Source organism: Bradyrhizobium sp., assembly GCF_049581145.1.
In the GTDB taxonomy this organism is placed as follows: Bacteria; Pseudomonadota; Alphaproteobacteria; order Rhizobiales; family Xanthobacteraceae; genus Bradyrhizobium.
Genome location: NZ_JBAURI010000541.1, coordinates 1 through 8,303 on the forward strand (window position 1 = coordinate 1; position 8,303 = coordinate 8,303).

At 61.7% G+C, this 8,303-nt stretch carries 8 protein-coding genes and 1 pseudogene; 7 read left to right on the plus strand and 2 right to left on the minus strand.

The window, feature by feature from the left end:
* Positions 1-52 precede the first annotated feature (52 nt).
* From WCB02_RS17670 to WCB02_RS17680, 3 genes are all read left to right on the plus strand, one after another.
* Positions 53-256, plus strand: coding sequence for a thioesterase family protein (locus WCB02_RS17670; protein ID WP_423959959.1), 204 nt, complete (start codon positions 53-55; stop codon positions 254-256).
* Between the two features lie 292 nt (positions 257-548).
* Complete coding sequence (locus WCB02_RS17675) at positions 549-1,076, plus strand: cytochrome family protein (RefSeq protein WP_423959948.1); 528 nt, start codon at positions 549-551, stop codon at positions 1,074-1,076.
* Between the two features lie 298 nt (positions 1,077-1,374).
* Positions 1,375-2,400 (plus strand): aldo/keto reductase, encoded by a 1,026-nt coding sequence (locus tag WCB02_RS17680; protein WP_423959949.1) that lies wholly within the window; start codon positions 1,375-1,377, stop codon positions 2,398-2,400.
* Between the two features lie 18 nt (positions 2,401-2,418).
* Here the strand turns inward: WCB02_RS17680 and WCB02_RS17685 are convergent, their stop codons facing one another.
* Complete coding sequence (locus WCB02_RS17685; RefSeq protein ID WP_423959950.1) at positions 2,419-2,661, minus strand: hypothetical protein; 243 nt, start codon at positions 2,659-2,661, stop codon at positions 2,419-2,421.
* 66 nt (positions 2,662-2,727) lie between these two features.
* On the minus strand, positions 2,728-3,132 hold the full coding sequence (locus WCB02_RS17690; protein ID WP_423959952.1) for a hypothetical protein: 405 nt from the start codon (positions 3,130-3,132) through the stop codon (positions 2,728-2,730).
* 48 nt (positions 3,133-3,180) lie between these two features.
* On the opposite strand from WCB02_RS17690, the gene WCB02_RS17695 reads away from it, so the two are divergent.
* From WCB02_RS17695 to WCB02_RS17710, 4 genes and pseudogenes are all read left to right on the plus strand, one after another.
* Positions 3,181-4,368, plus strand: a complete 1,188-nt coding sequence (locus tag WCB02_RS17695; protein ID WP_423959954.1) for an efflux RND transporter periplasmic adaptor subunit — start codon at positions 3,181-3,183, stop codon at positions 4,366-4,368.
* On the plus strand, positions 4,365-7,475 hold the full coding sequence (locus tag WCB02_RS17700; protein WP_423959955.1) for an efflux RND transporter permease subunit: 3,111 nt from the start codon (positions 4,365-4,367) through the stop codon (positions 7,473-7,475). The genes WCB02_RS17695 and WCB02_RS17700 overlap by 4 nt, the downstream gene beginning before the upstream one ends.
* A gap of 139 nt (positions 7,476-7,614) precedes the next feature.
* Entirely contained in the window at positions 7,615-8,019 is a 405-nt protein-coding gene (locus WCB02_RS17705) for a cupin domain-containing protein (protein ID WP_423959957.1), read from the plus strand.
* A gap of 32 nt (positions 8,020-8,051) precedes the next feature.
* Positions 8,052-8,303: pseudogene (locus WCB02_RS17710) on the plus strand (aldehyde dehydrogenase iron-sulfur subunit); the annotation flags it as partial.

Genomic DNA, 8,303 nt, shown 5'->3' on the forward strand with positions numbered 1-8,303 from the left:
GAATGCGATACGGCCATTTCTCGAGGAGGGCGAGAGCGCGGTCGGCACCGAAATAGCTGTTCGGCACCTCGCAGCTACGCCAGTCGGCCAGACCATTGATGCGGATGCAGAAGTGATCAAGGCGGCAGGAAAGCGAATTGAATTCAAGGTGTCGGTGCGCGACGAGATCGAAGAGATCGGCAACGGAACCCATCAAAGAACTGTGATCAGCCTCCAATCGTTCAACGAGCGTCTCGCGACCAAGCGGACGCGCTAGTTGTCTTCTATCGGTCGCATTTTATCAAGGAAAGCCGGTGTCCAGCTTTCCGGATAATTGATGTAAGGATCATAAATCGCTTTTTAGTTGAGGGTGCCGCGTCCCATTGCCATGTTCGAGCGCAGCAGCGAAGCGTTCTTCGGTGGCTCGCAAGAAACGCATTACGCAAGGCGATGGAAGTCCACGCGAAGCGGTCTATGACGTCGCTCGCAACTCCATTACTTGCATTGCGGCAAGGCAACGCACCATCAGGCTGCGAGGGCGCACCCGTTTTTGGGTCAGGAGCTACAGCATGCCGACATTCCGAAGCCGACACATCGTGAAGTCTTGCATCGTCCTGGCTCCGGCGATCTCGGGATGCCTGGCCCTGGGGCTCTTGAGCCAGGCGACGTTGGCGCAATCGGACGCCTCGACGGCGGCGACAACGACGAGCTATCTTCCGAGCATCAGCGACTTCATGATCGCGACCATCCAGCCGCGGCATGTCAGGCTATGGGTCGCGGCAAGGAGCAAGGACTGGCCGTTCGCCGCCTACGAACTCGGGAATCTCAAAGGCGCCTTCGATCGCCTCGGCCAGGCTCATCGCATGGAGCACGAAATTCCGCTGCAAGACATGATCTCGTCGGTCACCGCTCGACCCTTTGAAGACCTGCACAAAGCGATCCTGGCGAAGGACACCACGGCCTTTGACAAGGCCTATGGCGCCCTCACCTCCGCCTGCAATGCCTGTCACCAGGGCACAAACCACGGCGTCGTCGTCATTCGAACGCCGACGGACGCGGCGCTTTCCGATCAGTACTTCGAGCGCGGGACTCCCTAAGGAGCCGCGCCTCTGTCAGCAGGGCAGGTCACAATCCATCGGTTAAGGCGCGGCCATTCCGCTGCAGCCGTGTGCCTGCAGCAACGACGTGCGCAACGTTTGCTGCTCGCCGCCTTTCATGCATTCCAGTTGGTCACCACGAGGGTCGGACAATAAACGCTTATTTAGTCGAAATTTCGTTCCGACGCATCATCTTCGTAGCAATGGGGCATGAACAACTTTCGCGCTGCTCGCCTCCTCCGCGGATTCCATTCGACGGGTCGAAGCGAATTGCACTTTCCGAGCAGGAACAGAGACCATGACACACACCGAACAAAGCCGAACCGAAATGGAATTCGTTGAGATTCCGCACACCTCGATACGAGTCTCGCGGGTTGCGCTAGGCACCTGGGCGATGGGCGGCTGGATGTGGGGCGGAAGCGACGAGACGGATGCCATTCGCACCATTCACACGGCGCTCGACAGCGGGATCAACCTAATCGACACGGCCCCGGTGTACGGTTTTGGCCGTTCGGAGGAGATCGTCGGCAAAGCGCTTGCCACCGGAGGCCGCCGCAAGGATACGGTCATCGCCACCAAGGTTGGCCTCGACTGGGCCGACGGCAAGCCGTTCCGCAATGCCAGCAGGGCGCGGATCGTTCATGAAGCCGAGCAGTCACTGCGGCGTCTCCAAACAGACGCCATCGATCTCTATCAGGTGCACTGGCCGGACCCGGATACACCGATCGCCGAAGTCGCGGAGGCCATGGCCGCACTTTATCGGTCCGGAAAGATCCGTGCCATCGGCGTCAGCAATTTCAGCCCGACACAGATGGACGAGTTCGGCGCCATCGCGCCGCTGCACACGGCGCAACCGCCCTACAACCTGTTCGAACGCGCGATCGAGGAGGACGTACTGCCCTATTGCCGCGATCACAACATAGCCCTGCTCGCCTACGGCTCGCTATGTCGCGGCCTGCTCTCGGGAAGCATGACGGAGAACACCCGATTTGGCGGTGACGACCTGCGCAAGACCGATCCGAAATTCCTGCCACCTCGCTTCGCGCAATATCTCGATGCGGTCACAACACTCGATGCGTTCGCGCAGAAGCACTATCGCAAGCGTGTCATCCACCTCGCCGCCCGCTGGGTACTTGATCGCAACGACAAGAACATCGCGTTGTGGGGCGCTCGGCGGCCTGAGCAACTCGCTCCGGTGCGCGACGTCGTGGGTTGGCGCATCGACCAGACCGCAATGGCTGAGATCGATCAGATTCTCAAACGAACCATCAAGGACCCGGTGGGACCGGAGTTCATGGCGCCGCCCGACAGGCTCGCCGCCTGAGCCGCTACACGATGCAATTCAGGAAAGTCCAATGAAACGAGCTATCATGATCGTGTTCGTCCTGTCCATTTCCGGAGTGTGCCCGGCCTTGGCCCAGATCGGCACGATGCCGACCACGCCAACGCTCGGCGTCACCTCTCCGCTCGGGATCGGCCCCACGACGTCAGTTGGCGCAGTCGGAATTCCGCTCGGCGCCACGGAGATCGCCTCCCCCGGCGTCAGTCCGGCGCCCACGACGGGCACAATGACGGCTAACGGCACGATGAGCGGGACAGCCTGCTCGACATCAGGGACTTCACCGTCGGGAATGTACGGCTCGACCTCGAGCTACGACGGCGGCGGAATGGCGGTAGGAAGCACGACGCCGGCGACCGGGGCCATGTCGGACTCGATGGCGATGTCGAGCACTTCGTCCACATCGGAAATGTCGACAGCGACGCCAATGGTGGAGACGTCGGGATTGTCTGGAATGTGCGGGTCCGGCTCGAGCAGCATCGCCTCCTCGTCGACCCCGACGTCGACATCGCCCACGGCACCGGGCGGCGTCGCTCGAACCGGAATTCCTTTGGGTTCCACCGAGATCGGCAATCTCGGCGTCAGCTCCGCCGCAGCGGTGCCAATGATCAGCGTCTTGCCGACAACAAGCGATGTCGAGACGTCCACAATCCCGGCGACGCCCATGCTTTCGGCTCCGGAGTCATCTACGACTTCAGAGAGCACCGGAACGTCCACCACTCCAGGTGGCTAGTGCAACATTCTCACCACCAAGCGAGACCGACCATGAAAAGGAAATTAGTCATTCCCGCCGTGTTGCTGTGCGCTGTCGCGGCCGGCGGTCTGCTGTACGTCACGCACAGCTACCCGATGCAGAGGGCCGCGGCCGCGATCGCGCCCACGCCGTCACCGGCAGTCCCGATAGTCGCCGGAGTGGTCGCCCAGCATGACGTGCCGATCTATCTCAGCGGTGTCGGCACGGTGATTGCGTACAACACCGACATCGTACGCGCCCAGATTCAGGGACAAATCACCAGCATCAGCTTCACCGAAGGCCAGGCGGTGCACGCCGGCGACCTGCTCGCCCAGATCGACCCGCGTCCCTATCAGGCCTTGATCGAACAGTACACGGGCAACCTGGAACGCGATCAGGCCCAGCTCACCAATGCGGAGGCCAACCTCACGCGCTACAACAAATTGGGGGTCCAGGGCTGGGCCACGCCGCAACTGGTCGAAACCCAGAAGGCGCAAGTCGGACAGTTGCAGGCGGCTATCAAGACCGACCAGGCCCTGATCGACGCCGCGAAGGTCGAACTGAGCTTCACGCGCCTGACCTCGCCGATCGACGGCGTCGCCGGGATTCGTCAGATCGACGTCGGCAATATCATCAGCCCGTCGACGGCCAACGGCCTTGTCGTCGTCACCCAGCTCAATCCGATCTCGCTGATCTTCACACTCCCGGAGACTGATCTGCCGAAGATCCAGCAGCAGCAGCAGCAGACCAACACGCCGCTGACGGTGATCGCCTACAATCAGGATGATACAATCCGACTGGGTCAAGGCGTGCTCGGCCTCGTCAACAACGAGATCCTGCAGACGACGGGCTCGATCCAGCTGAAGGCGAATTTCCCCAACAACTTGCACCGGCTGTGGCCCGGGGAACTCGTCAACGCGCGGCTGCTCGTTGATACAAGGCACAACGGCCTCACGGTTCCCGCATCGGTGGTGCAGCAAGGTCCGAACGGAGCCTACGCCTATGTAGTCAATCCCGACAACACCGTCGCCATCCGCCCCCTCAAGGTCGCCCAAATCAGCGACGGTCAGGCACTGATCGATTCCGGTCTCAAGGCCAATGAGACGGTCGTGGTCGACGGACAGTACAAGCTGCAGCCCGGCACACGGGTCACGATGCTGCACGGCCAGGCGGCCCGCGAAGCCATTGCCCAGACCGCGCAGCAGGCGCCAATCCCATGAACATTTCCGCACCCTTCATCCGACGGCCGATCGCAACCGCCCTTCTGATGGTGGGGCTACTGGTGGGCGGGCTGGTCGCCTATCCGCTGTTACCGGTGGCCGCACTGCCGAACGTCAACTATCCAACGCTTCAGATCACGGCGCAACTGCCGGGCGCCGACCCGCAGACCATGGCGTCTTCGGTGGCGACCCCGCTCGAGCTGCAATTCGGCGAGATTCCGGGCCTCACCCAGATGACGTCGGCGAGCGCGCTGGGTTACACCCAGATCACGCTGCAATTCGCCCTCAACCGGCAGATCGACGGAACCGTCAGCGACACGCTGTCGGCGATCAATGCCGCGACGCCATACCTGCCGACCGGCATGCCGTATCCGCCGACGATCCGGAAGGTCAATCCGGCCGACACACCGATCCTGGTGCTCGGCTTGACCTCGGACACGCTGCCGCTGACGACCGTCGATGCCTATGCAGAAAACATTCTGCTGCAAAAAATCTCGCAGATAGCCGGCGTCGGTCTCGTAGGCATCGGTGGTCAGCAGAAGCCTGCCATTCGCGTGCAGCTCGACCCGCAGGCACTCGCAGCCCGCGGCATCAATCTCGAGGACGTGCGAACCGCGCTCGGCCAGGCCAATGTCGACCTGCCCAAGGGCACGCTCAATAGCCCGCGCCAGACCTACACACTCAATACCAACGATCAGATGCTGAACGCCGACGACTACGCCAATCTGGTGATCGCCTACCGCAACGGCGCGCCGGTTCGTATCCGCGACGTCGGCCGGGCGATCAGCGCGCCTGAGAACGACCTGATCGCCGGCTGGTTCAACCAGAAGCGAGCGGTCATCCTGGCGATCCAGCGGCAGCCGGGCGCCAACGTCATCAACACCGTGAACCGGATCAAGGCGATGATGCCGGTGCTCCAGGCCTCGATGCCGCCGGCCGTCAAGGTGAATATCATCTCCGACCGCACCGAGACCATCCGTGCGTCGGTCAGCGACGTGCAGTTCACCTTGATGCTGACCGTCGCGCTGGTGGTGATGGTGATCTTCATATTTCTGCGCAACTTCTGGGCGACCGTTATCCCGGCGATCATCGTGCCGCTGGCCCTGATTGGCACCTTCGCCGTGCTCTACGAGCTCGGCTACAGCCTCGATAACCTCTCGCTGATGGCGCTGTCGATCGCGGTCGGCTTCGTGGTAGACGACGCCGTCGTCGTGATCGAGAACATCGTCCGGCACATGGAGCAAGGCGCCGCGCCATTCGAAGCAGCCCTCAAGGGCGCCGGCGAGATCGGCTTCACCATCGTGTCGATCACGCTGTCGCTGATCGCCGTGTTCATTCCGCTGTTCCTAATGGGCGGATATGTCGGGCTGCTGTTTCGGGAGTTCGCGATCACCGTCAGCGTGGCGCTGGTGCTGTCGCTGCTGATCTCACTGACCTTGACCCCGATGATGTGCGCGCGCTTGCTGAAGCCGGAGACCAAGCAGCACGGACGGCTCTATCGGCTTTTTGAAGGCGGCTTCGATGGACTGTTGAACCTCTACGAGACCGGACTGAGGATCGTGCTGCGTCATCGCTTCATGACGCTTTTGGCGATGTTCGGCACCATCGCATTGACCGGATATCTCTATGTCGCGATTCCAAAGGGCTTCTTCCCCGAACAGGACACCGGGCTGATCATCGGCCTCTCCGAGGCGGCGCAGGACATCTCCTTTCAGGCCATGGCCGAACGCCAGCAGGCCCTTTTGAACGCGCTGATGCGGGACCCGGCCGTGGCCTCGGTCGGTGCGGCAGTCGGCGCCGGCGGCGGCAATACCACGGTCAATGACGGCCGCGTTTTCATCGCGCTCAAGCCCAAGAGCCAGCGGGGCAGCATGGCCGAGGTGCTGGCCCGGCTGCGGACCAACCTCGCCAAGATCCAGGGGATCACGCTCTATATGCAACCCGCGCAGGACATCACCATCGGCGGGCGGGTGTCCAAAACTATGTATCAGTACACACTGAACGACGCGGATCCCGGCGAACTCAACCATTGGGCCGCGCTGTTCTTCGACAGGATCAAAACCGTCCCGGGGATCACCGACGTCGCGACCGACCAGCTCAATGCTGGACCGATGCTCGACATCACCATCAAGCGCGAAGTCGCCTCGAGTTACGGCATCCTGCCCTACACGATCGACAACACGCTCGATGACGCGTTCGGCCAGCGTATCGTCTCAACCATGTACACGACGCTGAACCAGTATCATGTCGTCATGGAGGTCGACCCCAAGTTCCAGTACTCTCCCGAAGCGCTCAATGGCATCTATGTCAAATCCTCGAGCGGGCAGGAAGTGCCGCTATCCACGCTGGTCGATACCGTGGTGAAGGTCGCGCCGCTCGTGGTCAACCACCAGGGCCAGTTCCCGTCGGTGACGATCTCGTTCAATCTCCTGCCTGGCACCGCCATCGGCCAGGCGACGAGCGCGATCCGGAAGATTGAGAAGGATCTCGGCAAGCCGCTCTCGCTCCAGACCAGCTTCCAGGGCAACGCCCAGGCATTCGGACAATCGCTGTCGACCACGCCGATCCTGATCGTCGCCGCACTGTTCGTCATCTACATCATCCTCGGCGTGCTCTACGAGAGCCTGATTCACCCGATCACGATCATCTCGACCCTGCCGTCGGCCGGCCTCGGCGCGCTGCTGCTGCTGATGGCGGTGCACTATGATCTCAGCGTGATCGCGATCGTCGGCATCATCCTGCTGATCGGCATCGTCAAGAAGAACGGCATCATGCTGGTCGATTTTGCCCTGCACACCGAACAGAACGAGGGCCTCACCGCCGAGGAATCGATCTACAAGGCTTGTGTGCTGCGCTTTCGGCCGATCCTGATGACCACGATGGCGGCGCTGCTCGGCGGCGTTCCGATGATGCTCGGGACCGGTGTCGGATCGGAGCTTCGCCAGCCGCTCGGCTACGCCATCGTCGGCGGCCTCGCGCTGTCGCAGCTGCTCACGCTCTATACGACGCCCGTAATCTATATCTATCTCGATCGCCTGCAGAGCTGGCTGTTTCGGGAAACGAAGCATGCGGCCTCCGCTCACATCCAGCCGATGCCCGCTGAATGATCGGGACGAATGAAACGCCGGTACGTGGAAAGCGCGTGCCCCGATCTCAAGTGTCTTTTCTAAATCCAAATTTAGTCGCGCTGCAATCTCGGTCTACCTAACTCCATGATATCAACCCCTCGAAGCGAGCCGCGATGCCATGAGTGAACCCGCTGCAATCCGTATCGTCAGTCCCGAAGAATTCGACGCGGGAACGGCCCAGACCCCAGGCTCCGAACGGCTGGCGGCCGTCTCACCGCAGCTCGGTGTCGATACAGCGCTTTGGAGCGGATTGTTCAAGGTCGAGCCGGGAGCGCGCACCGGCATTCATCACCATGGAGAACAGCAGACAATCGCCTATGTCCTCTCCGGTATTTGCGAGGTCCGCTGGGGTGCCAAGGGAGAGTATTCAGCCAGGGCCAAGACGGGCGACTTCATCCATGTTCCGGCCTTTCTGCCGCACATGGAAATCAACCCTTCGAAACTCGAGCCGTTCTGTTGGGTCGTGGTGCGCAGCACCGCGATGCCGATCGTCGTCAACCTGCCGGCCGACTTCTGGTCATAGCGCTGCCGGACCTCAAGATCATTGGAGTCATCATGAACGCGAGCGAAGGCTTTCAAATCGAAGTGACCCGACGCACCCTCGTCGAAACCGGCACCACCGCGCTGCTGCTGGCGGGTTTGCCACGCGCGGCTTTGGCCACCGGGGTTGGCGATACCGGTCGGTCCACGCCGTCTGCGACCGCCGAACTTACAATCAACGGTCACTCGCATGTCCTTGACCTGGACCCGCGAACCACGCTGCTGGACGCCTTGCGCGAGCATCTGGCGCTGACCGGTTCCAAGAAG

Coding starts and splice junctions, on each gene's coding strand:
- WCB02_RS17705 (WP_423959957.1), top strand. CDS start 7,615: ATGAGTGAACCCGCTGCAATCCGTATCGTCAGTCCCGAAGAATTCGAC.
- WCB02_RS17700 (WP_423959955.1), top strand. CDS start 4,365: ATGAACATTTCCGCACCCTTCATCCGACGGCCGATCGCAACCGCCCTT.
- WCB02_RS17680 (WP_423959949.1), top strand. CDS start 1,375: ATGACACACACCGAACAAAGCCGAACCGAAATGGAATTCGTTGAGATT.
- WCB02_RS17675 (WP_423959948.1), top strand. CDS start 549: ATGCCGACATTCCGAAGCCGACACATCGTGAAGTCTTGCATCGTCCTG.
- WCB02_RS17695 (WP_423959954.1), top strand. CDS start 3,181: ATGAAAAGGAAATTAGTCATTCCCGCCGTGTTGCTGTGCGCTGTCGCG.